This is a genomic window from Hafnia paralvei ATCC 29927 (genome assembly GCF_001655005.1).
Classification (GTDB): Bacteria; Pseudomonadota; Gammaproteobacteria; order Enterobacterales; family Enterobacteriaceae; genus Hafnia; species Hafnia paralvei.
Genome location: NZ_LXET01000039.1, coordinates 97,823 through 112,509, shown reverse-complemented (window position 1 = coordinate 112,509; position 14,687 = coordinate 97,823). Strand labels below are relative to the sequence as shown.

Below are 14,687 nucleotides of genomic sequence, written 5' to 3'. Positions count from 1 at the left end.
ACGAATGGCAGACCTGCGCGATCTATCGCGCCAGTTGGAGGCGATAAAGAAGCAAATTCCGTTCGCTATGGCGCGAGCTATGACAAGTACAGTTCATCAAATCCGTGACGCAGAGAAGCTTGCGCTGCAGCGGCGACTGGATAATCCAACCCCTTTTACCGTTAATTCTGTTCGCGCAGCTGCTGCGACAAAAAATAATCTGGTTGCCCGCGTCTTTGTTATGGATACGGCAGCGGCTTATCTCGACCCATTTGAAGTGGGTGGTTCTCACAAGCTGAATGGACAAGCGCTGCTAAATCCTAAAAACATAAAATTAAATAAGTTTGGCAACCTTTCACGCAATAAGCTGGCTCAGTTGAAGGCAAAACCGAATGTGTTCATCGGGGATATTGATGGCGTAAATGCCGTATGGCAGCGCAGAAAACCGCTTAAAGGCAGGAAGGGCAAGAAACGACAGAAGCGGTCACCTAACGGTACTCACCGCCCACGCGCTAAGCAGAGAGCGCCAAAGCTGCTTATTCGGTTTGGTGATGCTTTGCCGGTTCAGCCCGTACTAGGGTACATGGCGCGTGCAAATACTATGGCTAAGGCGCTGCTCCCTCAGGAAATTCAGAAAGCGCTGGCTGAGGCCATGCGCACAGCTAAGTGAGTAAAAAGATGAAAATCACCTTTGTTGATACTAATCCGCATGTAGTGAATGCTCTGGTTTCTGCATTTGCCAATGTTTCAGATATTACGATTATCCAAGGAGATATAACTAACGTCAGTGGTGACGCGCTTGTATCTCCAGCAAACTGTTATGGCTGGATGGATGGTGGGATAGACAGCGTATACCTTTACATGTTTGGTTATCAGTTGCAGGTGAGGGTTCAAGCGGCAATAGCCGCTACATTTAACGGTTATTTGCCTATCGGCTCTGCTTTATCTGTTCATACCATGGGGTTTGGGCCTCAGTTTCCTAAATATCTAATTGTTGCACCAACAATGGAAACGCCAATGTTTGTTGGTGATACCCGTAATGCATATCTGGCATTCAAAGCGGCGCTCAGTGAGGCCATTAGGCTAAAGCTTGGTCATCTAGTTTGCCCTGGTCTTTGTTCGCTTACTGGAGGCATGAAGCCTGATGAGATGGCTAACCAAATGCGAATGGCTTTTGATGAGTTTCAATTGCAGGTGCGGAACCCACATCATCATTCTCTTTCTCCATCATCTTAGAACCCCACTACGCTGGATGTATCCATAGATTTTTTTGGGTCCTTCCTAGTACTTTTGTAAAGCACGGGCATTGCGCGCCGTGCTGTTTTACCAGCTATAAATTTTTCATTTTGTGTCCCATGTCCCACGTGCATATTTATGCACTACGCCGCACCAAGCCTTATAGCTTGCGGATTTGCTGGTTTTTAGCGTGGGACATTGGCATGGGACATTCACGTGGGACACAAAAAAATGTCCCATCGGTATGTCCCACGACTTTATCAAGGGGAATGTCCCATGACAGCGATGACGCAAATTGAATATGCCAAGCATGCCGGCGTTGATCGAAAGACGATCGGCCGCTGGCTAAAAGCGGGGAAATATATCGTTCTTGATGATGCAGGACTGATTGATGTTGAAGCCAGTGATTCTGCTCGAGCAACGCTGCGTGACAGTACCGACCCTCGGACAAAAAACGCGACCAGAAAAAAAAACGCGCGGGCTAACGCCGATGTAGGACTTAAAGAAGATTCGACAACGGATGAAGCCGTGAAGCAAATCATGCTGGCGAACGGGGCTGAAATGACCCGGGAAGAAGCCAGCAGGGTTAAAGAGAACTACTTAGCTTTATTAACGAAGTTGGAGTTTGAGAAAGAGGATGGCCAGCTGGTCGAACTTTCTGTTGCTGAAAGCGTGTTGTTTTCCGCATTTCGCCAACAGCGCGACGCTTGGATGAACTGGCCAGCAAGGGTGGCACCTTTGATGGCGGCTGACTTGGACGTCCCCGCTGACAGAATGACCGAGGTGTTAATAGAACATGTCCATAAACACATCTCCGGACTTGGTGAGCCTGAATTTAACACAGACGAAACGTGAGCGATTGCTACTTAGTATTAGGAAGGGTTGGACTCCACCACCTCGAATTAGCGTTCCTGACTGGGCGGATAAATTCCGTAAGTTAGCGAAAGAGGCCGGCAGTACCTCAGGGGACTGGGATACAAGTACCGTAGAGATAGCCCGGGGGCCGATGTTGGCCGCCACAGAATCGGGTGTTCACATCATCACTGTTCAGTGTTGTACCCAGTTGATGAAAACGGCGCTGCTTGAAAATCTGTTCGGTTATTTTGCGCACCTCGATCCCTGCCCAATGTTGCTGCTGCAGCCAAAAGAGGACGCAGCAGAGCAGTTTTCGAAAGAACGTATTACCCCGTTAGTAAGAGTGACACCGGTGCTACGTGCTTTGGTGGGCGGTAATAAACAGAAAAACTCAAAGGAAACGCTGCTTTATAAATCATTCACCGGTGGCTTTCTGGCGCTAGCTGGTGCTGGTAGTCCCGATAACTTGGCTCGCCGCCCGATCCGCGTTTTATTAGCCGATGAGGTTGATAAATATCCGATAACCCGAGAAGGCGATCCCATCACGCTGGCTGAAGAGCGTACAGCAACATTCGGATTGAACTGGCTTTCAGTCCGAGCTTGTTCGCCAACGGTCGAAGATGAAAGTCGTATTGCGGCAAGCTATGAAGACTCGGATCAGCGCCGTGCCTCGATAGCTTGCCCGCACTGTGGCCACCGTCAGTTTCCCGATTTTTTCAAACATATTCACTGGCCATCGGAAGGTGATAAACACCAAACAAAATTAGCAATGATCCACTGCGAAAATTGTGGGGCTGGATGGTCAGAAGGCGAGCGCTTGCGGTCTCTGGCAACAATTCAATGGCATCAAACAAAGCCCTTTGATTGCTGCGGCACGCGGCACATACCGTTAAATATGTATGAGCAGGCATGGCATACCGACGATGCTACGGCGGTTAGCCGCGTTTGGAAATGGTCTGAATCGGATCGGCATGCTGTTCACCGTGCTGTGTGTCCGGATTGTGGGAAATTGGGTGTTGATAATATTCACGCGGGTTTTCAAGCGTCGAAGTTATTCAGCCCGTGGCAGAAAGATAAACCTTCCGATATTGCTGAAAAATATCTGAAGGCGAAAGGTGACCCCGATAAAGAGCTGGCATGGTGGAATACCCAGATGGGATTACCGCACAGGCCAAATTATGGCAAGCGTCTCCCCGTGGATGTTCTACTGGCTCGCCGCGAAGTATTCGATGCTGAAGTACCCGAGGGTGTTGCTGTACTCACTGCCGGAATTGATACACAAAATGACCGACTTGAAGTCGAGGTGGTCGGATGGGGGAAAGACGAGGAAAGCTGGTCTGTGGCTTTTGATGTGATAGAAGGCGATCTCGAGACAGCGGAACCGTGGCTAAGACTCGATGCTTACTTAAAGCAGATATGGCGGCGTGCCGACGGTAGGGGCTTTACCATTATGGCGGCCTGCCATGACTCCGGCGGTAATCATACGCAAAAAGTATACGAGTTTTCACAAGAACGACTGGCTCGCAGAATTTGGGCTATCAAGGGCGAATCAGCCACTGGCGGTAAGCGCTCTCCTATATGGCCTAATAAGCGTCCAACATCGAAAACCCGGTCAAAGTTCAGACCGATAATTCTCGGGGTTAACTCTGCAAAAGATTCCATCCGTTCACGTTTACACATTGAACAGCCCGGCCCTGGTTACATGCATTTTTCAACGGATCGAGATATGGGGTATTTCGCGCAACTCACGGCTGAACGGCTAGTGATGAAAGAAGCTGCTGGTCAGCGTTATAGCGTGTGGGAATTGCCACCGGGTAAGGCTAACGAAGCGTTGGACTGCCGCGTCTATGCCTATGCGGCTTTATGCGGATTATTCCATTCTGGCTTGAAATTAAATGCTAAGGCGATTGCCCTCGAAAGTAACCCTGACTCCCTTTTACCGCCGGCTCCTGAACCTGAAGAAAAACAGGATCTGCGTTTGCCCGGCGTCATTATTACTGAACCAGACAAACCGCAGCGTAAACCTCTGCATAAACGTCTGGCTAATTAAAAAGGAATTCTATGTTTGATCCCAACACCAGTTTATTAGCTGGCATGAGCCGTGCTCAACTGCAAGCTGCCTTGGCCGCAGCCCAACAGGCTTATTTAGAACTGGGCATGGGGTCTAAGGGGGTTTCATTTTCATATGCACAGGGAGACGGAACCCGGTCAGTAACCTATCAACAAACCGATATTGGGCAGCTGATGGCGTTAATTCAGCTCCTTCAGGCACAGTTGGGTATCGTGAAACGTCCGCGTAGGACGTTAAGGTTTCGGTATTGATGAAAAAAGCTGAAGTAAGAATTCTCGGCCTTGATGGTCGTCCTTTACCTTCTCTGCCCCCTTCACGCCAGCGGGCATCAATGCTAAATGGTTCTGGTCGCGTGCCCTATGACGCAGCTGATTCCTATAGTGATGAAATGGCCAACTGGCAACCAGCGCTGTGGTCACCTGATAACGAAGTTAATATTTACCGCGATCGCATTGTTTCCCGTGTTCGCGATATGGCGCGTAATGATGGCTGGGCGTCTGGCAGTGTTACCCGCATTCTCGATAATGCCGTCGGGGCAAATTTCCGCCCGATCGCAAAGGTGGATTACCGAGCGTTAGCGTTGCAAACCGGCATTAAGGCTTTTGATGCTAAATGGGCTGATGAGTACGGGCGTTCTGTCGAAGCCGCTTGGCGTTCGTGGGCAAATGATCCTAACCGCTACTGTGATGTTGAGCGTAAAAAAACAGTATCTCAAATGCTGCGCTTGGCATTTCGGCACAAATTAGTCGATGGCGATGCGTTGGCCGTCATGCAGTACCGTTTGGATCGTTTGGGGTATGGACGTGCACGTTATGCAACAACGGTACAAATTGTTGATCCAGACCGCTTAAGCAATCCTCAACAAAATTTCGACATGCCGAAGGTTCGTGGTGGGGTTGAAATTGATGATGATGGTGTGCCGGTGGCCTATCACATCAGAAAGGCTCATATGGGCGACTGGTGGAGTGCCGAAAAAACCATGACGTGGGAACGTATACCGCGTGAAACATCATGGGGACGTGCGATTGTTGTTCATGATTTCGATGGCGACAGGGCATCACAACATCGCGGAACGAGCATTTTTACTCCCATTGTTCAGCGGCTGAAAATGCTGATCAAATATGATGAAGTTGAGCTGCAAGCGGCTATTCTGAATGCAGTTTTTGGGGCATATATCACGTCACCTTATGACCCTGGGCTTTTTGCTGATTCCCTACAAACTGATGATGTACTTGATTATCAGGACATGCGAACTAATTTCCACAATGATAATCGCCTATCACTGCAAAGTGGTGCTCGTATTCCCATTTTAGCCCCAGGGGAGGATATCAGCACGGTTAACGCTGCCCGGCCAATGAGTAACTTCATTGCCTTCGAAAGTGCAGCGCTGCGCAATGTAGCCGCCGCGTTGGGAATTTCGACTCAGCAGCTGACTCAGGACTGGTCTGATGTTAACTACAGTTCTGCCCGTTCAGCCATGCTTGAAGCATGGAAGACGCTAACCCGCCGGCGTAATGATTTTGCTACTGGTTTTGCTCAGCCTATTTTTAGCAGCTTTGTTGAGGAACTTCATGATCTCAGTGAATTACCTCTTCCTGCTGGCGCGCCAGAATTTCTGGCCGCGAAAGCGGCGTATTGTCGTGCGCAATGGATGGGGCCAGGGCGCGGCTGGGTTGATCCGGTCGCAGAGAAAAAAGGCGCGATCCTTGGGATGGACGCAGGTATGTCAACGCTGGAAATGGAGGTTTCAGAAAACGTTGGCGAAGACTGGGAAGAGCTTCTCGATCAACGCGCCCGTGAAATTGAGGCGTTCAAAGAGCGTGGTATTCCCGTACCAACATGGGCACAGGCAGACATTCTGGCCCCTGAAACAATAAAAGATCCGGAGGCACAGTGAATTTACCGCACTTAGCGCAGCGCCTGTTTAACACCCCGCTGGCGCTGCATCCCCGAAAAGCTGAGGTGGTCATGGCGGCTTTGACCGATCGCTTTGGTTTAACGCGCATACAGTCCATGTCAGATTGGGATGATGACGATGATTCCTTCACCCGACAAGCCCGCGATACGGGCTATGACGTGGTTGAAGGTGTCGCAATTATTCCCATTCAGGGGACGTTAGTACAAAAGTTAGGCACATTGCGTCCTTACAGCGGCATGACTGGCTACGATGGGATCCGTGCGTGCTTCCTGCGAGCGATGAATGACAGTGAAGTCACTGCTATATGTTTGGATATAGATTCCCCTGGTGGCGAAGTAGCGGGCTGTTTCGATTTAGTCGATGAAATATATGCTTCGCGCGGAAGTAAACCCATCTGGGCAATTCTATCTGAAAGTGCTTACTCTGCTGCCTATGCACTGGCCAGCGCTGCTGACAAAATTATCGTTCCGCGTACTGGCGGCGTAGGTTCGGTAGGCGTCATTGTGATGCATGTTGACTGGTCGCAAAAAATTAAGAGCGAGGGTTTGCAGGTCACCATTATTACCTACGGCGATCGCAAGGCCGAATCCAATCCATATGAACCTTTAAGCGATGCAGCCCGCAAGGCTATTCAGTCCGATATTGATGAAATGGGCCGCCTTTTCGTCAGTACCGTTTCCCGCAATCGTGGGATAGCAGAAAAAACTATCCGGGATACCGAAGCCGCCTGCTTTTTAGGGGCTGATGGTGTGCAGTTGGGGTTAGCTGACAAGGTAGCCTCCCCGGATTCGGCATTTCGCGATTTATTACAATTAGTTGGAGAGTAACAATGTCAAAAAAAATCAGAGGGTTTGGGCATTTATTCGGTTTTTCGGCCAGCGCGTCTGAGGAGGATAAAGACGATCGCGAAGAAGGAACCGAAGAAAAGGACGATGATAAAAATCAAAAAAAGGGAAAAAAAGCGAAAGGTCGAAAAGCTGAAGATGAGAAAGACGATCCGGATGCTGATGATGACAGCGATGATCCAGACGCTGACGACGATTCTGATGATCCAGACGCTGACGACGATTCTGATGACCCAGATGCAGAAGAGGATGAAGACGACAAAGGCGCGGATGATGGCGACAACGAAGACGACGCTAAATCAGTTAAACAGGGGCGTCGTGCTGAGCGTAATCGTTGTGCTCGGATTTTTGGCAGCAAACATGCAGCCGGCAACCCTGCATTGGCCGCTTCGCTGGCATTTAATACCGGAATGAGTTCTAAGCAAGCTATCCGTGTTATGTCGTCTTCTGGTTTGTTGGCTACGGCTGCGACTAATCCACCGGGGCGTGTCTCACTTGATCAGCGCATGGCACAGGTAAAAAATCACCATCTGGGTGAGGATGAAAAGCCGGCTAACGCTTCCACACCGAAAGGCACGGCTAGCGTGATGTCTCAACTTTATAACCGTGCGAAGGGAGTGAAATAATGACTCAAGTAAATCAGTTCGGGCAAAACACATGGGGACCCACTTTCCGACAGGATACATTTATTCCTGATCAACTGATTGCAGGGCCGCTTCAGTTGGTCACCGAAACCGTCACTATTGCATCTGGTGCAAAGTATGTGCGCGGTACTGTGTTGGGTGTCGTTACTGACAGCGGCGAATATAAGTTATGTGTCAAAGATGCGACTGATGGTAGCCAAGAGCCGAGCGCAATTCTGGTCGATAATGTGGATACCTCAGCCAATAGCGTTAGTACCGGTGTCTATTTGATGGGTGAATTTAACATTACACGTATCACTGCAGATGAGTCATGGACCCCGGAACAGCTCCGTGTGGCAATGCGCCGTTACAGTCTCTTTCTGAAAGATGTAAGCACCGCTCCGATTTCGCCAGAAGCACTTTCTAGCTAGCGAATACTTTCCTCCTGAACCGCACGATGCACCCCCTTAATCAGGGAGGGTTTCGTGCGTCCTTAATTTGATGAATGAGGCCCCGTATGGCTGATAACAATATGAATATTTTTGACACAGCAACGCTTGTTGGTGTGGTTCCTAACTTGATGACCTCACAGAATTTCCTGCTAGATCGTCTATTCCCCAACGTTGTCACCAGTGACACCGAATCTGTTGCTATCGATGTTGATGTTGGTTTGCGTCGTATGGCCCCGCTCTGTTCACCATTAGTTGAAGGCAAGATGGTTGAAAGTCGTCGTTATCAGACAAACACCATCAAGCCAGCTTACATCAAAGATAAACGTGTTCCGGATCTGCGTAAGCCTATTCGCCGCCAAATCGGTGAGCGGATCGGTGGGGAATTTACCCCAGCGGAACGTGAAATGCTTAACCTGCAGTTTGAAATGGAAGACCAGATCGATAACTTGAACCGCCGTCAGGAATGGATGGCCGCAAGTGCGCTGAACACCGGCAAGGTGATTCTGGAAGGTGATGGTTATGAAACTACAGAGATCGACTTTGGGCGAGATAGTGAGCTGACTATCACATTGAGCGGTAGCGCGAAATGGCCAATGTCTGTTGCTGCGGGAATGACAAACACCCAGCCGTCCGATGATATTGAGGAATGGCAGACCCGAATTTTGCAGAAATCGGGTGCGGTGGCCACTGACCTCATTTTTACCAGCAAATCTTGGAAAGCGTTCCGTAAGGATACGTCTATCAAGGAAAACGCTATCAATATGCCGGCACTGAGTCCGTTCGGAAACCAAGTTAACGCCGGTGCGCAAATTCAGCTTGGGGCTGTATTTAAGGGCGTGTGGGGCAACTATAACCTGTGGCTGTACAACGACTGGTTCATTAACCCGTTAACCAATAAAGAAGAGCCGATGCTCCCTGATGGCGCGGTGCTTATGACCGGCCCCGCTTTGATGGGAACCCGTGCCTATGGCGTGATTCTGGATCCCGCGTTTAATTACGGGCCAATGGCCTACGCACCGAAGACGTGGCTTATCGAAGATCCGGCGCAGCGTATTTTGCTGATGCAGTCCTCTCCGATCGTTATTCCTAGCCGTGTGAATGCAACGCTAAGCGCTATGGTGGTGTGATATGGCTAAAAAAGACATGGTGGCCGGCAACGATAATCTGCCGGAAAATGCAAATTCTGATGTGTCACTGGCCGGCGCTGATATTGAAACGCATAGCGAGGGGACTAACACCGAAGCCCATGCCGAGGGTGATATAGATGCTAATGGTTTGGTGTCGGTTGTCGTTCTCAAGGGGCATACGCTTTACCACGATGGCGATAAATACCCGCCAACATCCCGCCTGAAAGTCTCACCTGAAGATGCAGACACCCTGCAAAGTCGCGGTGTAGTGGTGCCCTACAGCGAACTGCTTCAGCAGTTAGCAGGTTATGTCGGTTGATTGGGACAAACACCTTTTGCAGCCGCTGCAGGGGGTGTTTGGTGAGCCTGTTAACTGGCGGCCCCGGGATGGAAGCGGTAACTACGATATTTCCGGGATTTTTGACCGAGCATATACGCAGGATGTTGAACCGTTGAATGAGGATGATCCGACGGTTAATACCACCAATCCTGTTCTTGGTGTTAGAGATGTGGCTTTTCGTTCCCCACCCGTTCAGGGAGATCGACTTTTCCTTTACAGAGAGCAACGCTTATATGCTGTTTCTGACATTCAGCCTGATAGTCATGGCGGGATGAAACTCATCCTTAACAGGGTTAAACCATGAATGCATCGATTATCCGGGAGCTTGTCGTTGATGCGTTGGTAGGGAAGACCGACGCATTCGACCGGGTTTATTCGCCGCGTAACTGGCCTACGTCTGGGCCGGATTACCCGGTTTTACTTATACAAACCCCATTCGATGAAAAGCAGTCAATGGGCCGTAATGCTCCGCAATTTACCAGCGTAGCTACGGTGCGTATCAGCGGACGTGTAGAAGCTTTCGATGGTGAGATTGACGATGGTGCTGTTCGTGCTGAAGCTGCTTTAGAAGAACTGCGTGAGCAGGTTGAAAGGGCGGTTATCAACAGTTACGAACTGACTCGGCAAACTCAGCAATTTAAACACGTCCGGTCAGTGATCGATGTTAATGCTGCAGGTGAGGGGCATACCGGTCAGCTGACTTATGAAATTGATATCGAGTATTTCCAAGGCCCCGAGGATTTCTTCCCTATTACGGCCACCCCCATTAACGAAATGGCCATAACCGTCGCTATGCCGGATGGCACCACTGAGCCGGTAGTTGTTGCCGATTTAAAGGAGTAACCCCGTGAAAGTAAGACTCACACCCGGACGCGCGGTGCGCGATCCGGATCTAGGTGAGCTGTTACCTGAAAACAGCCCGGTTGAGGTTCCGGATAATGCCTTTTGGCGTCGTCGTCTGCGTGATAACGATGTGGTTCTGGTGCCAAAAACGCAGGGAGATAAAAAGTGACTATTCCGTTTGCTCAAGTTCCTGACAACCTACGGACGCCGCTGTTTTTCGTTGAGTTGGATAATTCCATGGCGAATACGGCGACGGCCACGCAGCGTACGCTGCTGATAGGTCAGATGCTGTCGGATTCTGAACAGAAACCCGGCGTACCGGTACTGGTTTCCTCTGCTGAAACCGTCGGTAATCTTTGTGGTCGTGGCTCTCAGTTGCATTTGATGATGACGGCTTATCTGAAAAATGATGTTGCCGGCAATATTTATATTTTGCCTCTGACCGATCCCGGCGAACCGGATTCCTCGTCAGGTCCCGCTGATATGATTGCGGCGACGGGCTCCATCGCGGTTACCGCTTCCAGCACCGCATCAGGGATTATTTCACTGTATGTTGGCGACACCAGAGTTAAAGTGGCGATTCGACCAACTCATACCCCAGAGGAAATAGCGGGTTATCTCGCTCAGGCTATCAATAAAAATTCGTCGCTTCCCGTGACAGCCGTTCAGTCTGCTGGATCCGGTGATATTACTATTACGGCGAAAAATGCAGGGGAAGTCGGGAATAGTATTAAGCTGCAGATGAATCTGCTGGGGACTCCGGGGGGGGAAGCTACGCCAGCAGGTTTAGGTATAACGCTTTCTAACCTGAGTGGTGGCGCAGGGGCGCCCAAACTTGATGATGCACTGGCTAACTTGGGCGATAAGTCCTTTGATTTCATCGTATGTCCTTACACTGATACTACCTCTCTGAATAGTCTAAAGGATTTCCTTTCTGATTCTGATGGTCGCTGGAACTGGTCACAGCAGCTTTATGGGCATGCTTTTACTTATCGGTCTGGGACCTATGGCGAGCTAACCGCATCAGGTGAGCTACGTAATAACCAACATGAATCGATACCGGGGATGTATAACTCACCTACGCCAGATTTTGTTTGGGCAGCAGCGATTGCCGGTGCGGTGGCGCCTAGTTTGCGAAACGCACCTATGCGTCCTCTTCAAACGTTGGCCGTCAATGGCGTTATGGCTCCCCCAGAATCAGACCGATTCACGCTGACTGAGCGTAATAATCTGCTGCACAGCGGTATTTCTACTCTGACCGTAGACGATGACGGTACGGTGCGTATTGAGAACCTAATCACGACGTACCAAACGAATAATTACGGTGCGGAAGATGACAGCTACTTGCAAATCGAAACACTGTTTCTTCTGATGTACAACAATCGCTACCTAAGAACACAGGTGACCTCGAAATTCTCCAGAATGGCACTGGTGAAAGACGGTACGCGCTTTGCGACAGGATCGGCAATCGTGACCCCTTCAACTATCAAGGCTGAGCTGATTGCGGACTATAAAACGCTGGAGTATGCGGGTTACGTCCAAGATTCAGAGGGGTTTGCCAAAGGGCTTATCGTCGAGCAGAACGGCAAAAATCCTAATCGGGTAGATGTGCTGTGGGATGGCGTCTTGCCAAATCAGCTACGTATTTTCGCTGTCCTTAACCAATTCCGTCTGCAGAGTTCTGCTTCAGCTTAATAAGGAGTCTATATGTCAGGCGATCTTCTGGCCGGTACCGCTTACGTTACTGTAGGCGGTCTGACAATTATGGTGGCAGGGAAATTCAAATACCGGCCATCGAAAGTAAAACGCACCACGTTAACGGGGATGGATGGCGTCCATGGGTACAAGGAAGAGTACGTGCCTGGGCAAATTGGCTGCGATGTTCGTGACAGTGGTGGAACGACAGTCTCAGACTTCAACGGACAGACGAATGTGAATATTGTCGCCCAGCTCGCTAACGGTAAAACCATTATCGGAAGCGGAATGTGGACTGTCGATACACAGGACGTTAACAGTGAAGATGCGACCTTCTCGGTAACATGGGAAGGGCGAGACGTAACGGAGAACTAAGATGGAACAGTTACTTGAGGATGACTTCACTATCGAGCTTGATAAGGCCATTTGCACGTTGAACGGCCGTGAGTCATGGGATCGTATTACGCTTCATGAGCCGAACTTCAACGAAGTTGAAGCGTTTTACAAAGAATCCCGAAGTTCAAGCGAATTTAATGCGATGGCCACGCTTATTGCATCGGTTTCTGGTGTGAATCTGATAGCGATAAAAGCGCTACCTATCCGCAAATTCCGCGATGCTCAGGCCTATTTGCTGGGTTTTTTGAACTACTTCCCGATCAAGGACGATGGGAAGACACCTTAGCAGAAGTCACGTTCTTCTGGGGATGGGGGCCGCATGATGCGGCCCTTCTTTCATGGAGCCGATTGCAATTCTGGTACAAGCAGGGTCTGCGCATCAACACACTGAGGTCACGTCATGGCGGATAACAATTTTGGGTTTGAGCTAAGGGCTGATGATCAAGCGTCGGCCGTCCTGCAACAGATAAGCGATAAGGTAAAGACGTTAGAGCCAGAACTGGCGAAAACCCGAGAGGGACTGTCATTAGGGGGGCAGGAGACCGAAGAGGGATTATCGGCTTTTGGTACGCAGTTTCAGAACATCAGTCGGCTGGCAAAAGATAACGTCCAGTTATTTGGTGACATGGTGCCGCCACTGAAAATAGTCTCTGGTCTGACCGGCGATTTTGCTGGAAAAGTCGCTAAGTTCGGGGCTATAGGTGCATTAACGTATGGTGCAGTGAAGGGGATCTCTGCTGTGGGTGGGGCAATGAGCGCCGCGGCGGAGGATGCCTATTCTCTTGACGTGGCCGCCAAGAACGCCGGAATGTCGGTGCGTGATTTTTCTCAATTGTCTGGTGCGGTTCGCTTGCTGGGGGCTGATAGCGAGTCTGCGCAATCCAGTGTAGAGGGGCTCTATAAAACATTCAACGATGCGCTACAGGGGAGAAACAGCAATGTGCTTGCTGTGATGGCGCAGCTTAACGCCCCCATTGCTCGTAATGCCGATGGCACGGCAGACGTACTTAAAACGATGGAAAACCTCGCGGCTATTTTCCCCAAATTAGCGCCTCAGAACCAGAAAACCGTCGCTGATTCACTGGGGTTGGATGCTAATGGCTTGCGACTATTGCGGGAGGGAAGCCGCCTTAAAGCGCTGCTAACAAAATCCGATCAGGTCGGTTTGACGGTTGACCCAGAAACTAACGCGGCGCTGGCTAGCCTGAATGGTCAGCTGGTGGAGTTATCAGCGTCTTGGGATGGTTTGAAAAACCGGACGAAGCAAAAGCTTGCTGGAACGCTGCTATCGGATGGGTCCGTTAAAGATGGTTTGGAGGGGATTGGCGATCTCATGACGAATGGAGACTTTGCCGGGCTTTCCCACGCACTTGGTTTTGTGAGTAGCGCAAACGCGGCGAAATTGCGAAAAATTCAGGGGAATAAAGCACTTTACAACAGCTTAAGTCGCCGGGAGCGTGGGGCGGTAGATACCGGGATTATGACGGATGCAGTAAAAAAGAGATATGACAGCTGGTATGGGGCGACTGATAGAGCTGAACAGTTGCAGAATGATCTCCTTGCTGTGACTCCTGCACCGCCTGTGCAGCCCGCCAGCGGTGATCGACCGCCTTCAGCTAACGTTAATCCCCAAGCTCGGTCAGTGCGAAATAATAACCCTTGGAATTTGCGATACGCCGGACAGCGTAATGCTATGCCTGCGAGTGGAAATTTTGCGGCTTTTCCAACGCCGGAAGACGGACTGATAGCAGCAGATAAGCAGCTACAGCTTTATGCCAGTGGAAAATCGAGAGCAGCCGGTGGTATCCCCCTAACGACGATACGCAGCATTATTAATACCGCGTCACCGAATAATGAAAACGACACGCCGCGAATGATCAGGGATGCCAGCCGTGAACTTCAAATTCCCCCGGATCAGCAGTTGAACCTTTCTGATAATCGTGAGCGCGCCAAGGTCCTTCATGCGCTGTTTGAACGTGAAGGGAATAATCCATGGAGTACGGCCCAGATTGAGCAGTTGATAACTCAGAGAGGTCAGCGGTCAGAGTCCCAAGAGACCCCCCAACCTCAGGCCCAATCTTTGTCAAAATCTGAACAACCGCCACAGCCTATGACACCACTGATAACACCACAGCAGTCAGCACAACCCGTGCAAACGCAAGAGCTTACAGAGACACTGGCAACGGCGCTAAAGGATAACGGGATCAAAGTTGAGTTGACGCTGATTAATGATAAGACCGGCGATAAAAAAATATTCACCGGTACGGGTAGCAAAATTGCTACAGCAATGACATTTCCATAATCAGG

Annotated in this window: 18 protein-coding genes; all 18 read left to right on the top strand. The window is 50.1% G+C overall.

Translation table 11 applies throughout. From position 1 onward, the window contains the following. Positions 1-4 precede the first annotated feature (4 nt). The 18 genes from M988_RS09935 (at position 5) to M988_RS09855 (ending at position 14,682) form a co-directional block, all read left to right on the top strand. Entirely contained in the window at positions 5-649 is a 645-nt protein-coding gene (locus M988_RS09935; protein ID WP_064573938.1) for a hypothetical protein, read from the top strand. Between the two features lie 8 nt (positions 650-657). Further along, positions 658-1,215 (top strand): macro domain-containing protein, encoded by a 558-nt coding sequence (locus M988_RS09930; RefSeq protein ID WP_064573936.1) that lies wholly within the window; start codon positions 658-660, stop codon positions 1,213-1,215. A gap of 276 nt (positions 1,216-1,491) precedes the next feature. Next, entirely contained in the window at positions 1,492-2,070 is a 579-nt protein-coding gene (locus tag M988_RS09925) for a hypothetical protein (RefSeq protein ID WP_064573934.1), read from the top strand. Continuing rightward, complete coding sequence (locus tag M988_RS09920) at positions 2,012-4,120, top strand: phage terminase large subunit family protein (RefSeq protein ID WP_064573932.1); 2,109 nt, start codon at positions 2,012-2,014, stop codon at positions 4,118-4,120. Before M988_RS09925 ends, M988_RS09920 begins: the two co-directional genes overlap by 59 nt. A gap of 11 nt (positions 4,121-4,131) precedes the next feature. Next, entirely contained in the window at positions 4,132-4,392 is a 261-nt protein-coding gene (gene gpW / locus M988_RS09915; RefSeq protein ID WP_064573928.1) for a gpW family head-tail joining protein, read from the top strand. Then, a complete protein-coding gene (locus tag M988_RS09910; protein WP_211271681.1) occupies positions 4,392-6,038 on the top strand; it encodes a phage portal protein in 1,647 nt (548 codons plus the stop codon). The genes gpW and M988_RS09910 overlap by 1 nt, the downstream gene beginning before the upstream one ends. Continuing rightward, the gene (locus tag M988_RS09905; RefSeq protein ID WP_064573927.1) at positions 6,035-6,886 is read left to right on the top strand and encodes a S49 family peptidase; all 852 of its coding nucleotides are present in this window, start codon (positions 6,035-6,037) and stop codon (positions 6,884-6,886) included. Before M988_RS09910 ends, M988_RS09905 begins: the two co-directional genes overlap by 4 nt. Positions 6,887-6,888: 2 nt before the next feature. Then, positions 6,889-7,530, top strand: a complete 642-nt coding sequence (locus M988_RS09900; protein ID WP_064573926.1) for a hypothetical protein — start codon at positions 6,889-6,891, stop codon at positions 7,528-7,530. Then, positions 7,530-7,958, top strand: a complete 429-nt coding sequence (locus M988_RS09895; protein ID WP_064573924.1) for a head decoration protein — start codon at positions 7,530-7,532, stop codon at positions 7,956-7,958. The genes M988_RS09900 and M988_RS09895 overlap by 1 nt, the downstream gene beginning before the upstream one ends. Before the next feature lie 101 nt (positions 7,959-8,059). Beyond that, positions 8,060-9,106: a major capsid protein gene (locus M988_RS09890; RefSeq protein WP_064574029.1), complete on the top strand. Its 1,047-nt coding sequence runs from the start codon at positions 8,060-8,062 to the stop codon at positions 9,104-9,106. Between the two features lies 1 nt (position 9,107). Further along, a complete protein-coding gene (locus tag M988_RS09885; protein WP_064573921.1) occupies positions 9,108-9,425 on the top strand; it encodes a hypothetical protein in 318 nt (105 codons plus the stop codon). Further along, positions 9,415-9,750 (top strand): head-tail joining protein, encoded by a 336-nt coding sequence (locus tag M988_RS09880; RefSeq protein ID WP_064573919.1) that lies wholly within the window; start codon positions 9,415-9,417, stop codon positions 9,748-9,750. Before M988_RS09885 ends, M988_RS09880 begins: the two co-directional genes overlap by 11 nt. Continuing rightward, on the top strand, positions 9,747-10,289 hold the full coding sequence (locus M988_RS09875; RefSeq protein WP_064573917.1) for a hypothetical protein: 543 nt from the start codon (positions 9,747-9,749) through the stop codon (positions 10,287-10,289). Before M988_RS09880 ends, M988_RS09875 begins: the two co-directional genes overlap by 4 nt. Before the next feature lie 4 nt (positions 10,290-10,293). Next, entirely contained in the window at positions 10,294-10,458 is a 165-nt protein-coding gene (locus M988_RS22385) for a DUF2635 domain-containing protein (protein WP_074388443.1), read from the top strand. Continuing rightward, positions 10,455-11,984, top strand: a complete 1,530-nt coding sequence (locus M988_RS09870) for a phage tail sheath subtilisin-like domain-containing protein (protein ID WP_064573915.1) — start codon at positions 10,455-10,457, stop codon at positions 11,982-11,984. The genes M988_RS22385 and M988_RS09870 overlap by 4 nt, the downstream gene beginning before the upstream one ends. A 12-nt stretch (positions 11,985-11,996) precedes the next feature. After that, complete coding sequence (locus M988_RS09865) at positions 11,997-12,359, top strand: phage tail tube protein (RefSeq protein WP_064573913.1); 363 nt, start codon at positions 11,997-11,999, stop codon at positions 12,357-12,359. A 1-nt stretch (position 12,360) separates the two neighbouring features. Further along, the gene (locus M988_RS09860) at positions 12,361-12,666 is read left to right on the top strand and encodes a phage tail assembly protein (RefSeq protein WP_064573909.1); all 306 of its coding nucleotides are present in this window, start codon (positions 12,361-12,363) and stop codon (positions 12,664-12,666) included. Positions 12,667-12,780: 114 nt separating this feature from the next. Further along, the gene (locus M988_RS09855; RefSeq protein WP_064573907.1) at positions 12,781-14,682 is read left to right on the top strand and encodes a hypothetical protein; all 1,902 of its coding nucleotides are present in this window, start codon (positions 12,781-12,783) and stop codon (positions 14,680-14,682) included. Positions 14,683-14,687 lie beyond the last annotated feature (5 nt).